We start from the raw sequence: 737 nt of genomic DNA, 5'->3' as shown, positions 1-737 counted from the left end.
ACAAGGTAGCCGTAGGGGAACCTGCGGCTGGATCACCTCCTTAAACGACGCGTCATCGCGTTCGAGCAAGTGCTCACAATGAATTACCTGATCGGCCAGAGCAAAGACTGTTTGGGTTGAGACCCAGCGTGACCAATGGGTCTGTAGCTCAGTTGGTTAGAGCGCACCCCTGATAAGGGTGAGGTCGGCAGTTCGAGTCTGCCCAGACCCACCAATTTTAGCCATGACGGCGTTATTCCGAGACTCGTATAGCAGGCTATACGTCGCCTCGAAATGCCTTGTCCTGACTAAAATTCCCCATGGCACGTCGGGGAAGTCAGAGGGGCCTTAGCTCAGCTGGGAGAGCGCCTGCCTTGCACGCAGGAGGTCACCGGTTCGATCCCGGTAGGCTCCACCATCTACGTGGTTGCTACCACAGGAGGTCACCGGTTCGAGCGAACCGTCGCACCGCCCGGTAGGCTCCACCATTCTTCAGCTGCCAGCGATAAGCCGTAAGCTGTAAGACAAGCAACAGCCAATCAAACAGTCTCCCGTTAGTGCTAAGCTATAGGTTTTGAGAAGCCCGCCAGGGCCGCTTAAAGCTTACAGCTTAGGGCTTATGGCTCTAACTGCTCTTTAACAATGTGAATCAAGCTGACAAATTTGAGATACGACTCAAGCGTATCCGGCAATTGTCGTGTGAGATCGCACCAGACCCCTTGGGGTTATATGGTCAAGCGATTAAGCGCATACGGTGG

At 54.3% G+C, this 737-nt stretch carries 2 tRNA genes; both read left to right on the top strand.

Features of this window, described 5'->3' with window-relative positions:
* Positions 1-137 precede the first annotated feature (137 nt).
* Positions 138-214, top strand: a tRNA-Ile gene (locus HR9077_RS20000).
* Positions 215-321: 107 nt separating this feature from the next.
* Positions 322-397, top strand: a tRNA-Ala gene (locus HR9077_RS19995).
* Positions 398-737: the final 340 nt, after the last annotated feature.

The sequence above is a fragment of the Modicisalibacter radicis genome (genome assembly GCF_900961225.1).
In the GTDB taxonomy this organism is placed as follows: domain Bacteria; phylum Pseudomonadota; class Gammaproteobacteria; order Pseudomonadales; family Halomonadaceae; genus Modicisalibacter.
This window is presented reverse-complemented; position numbering and strand designations above follow the sequence as displayed.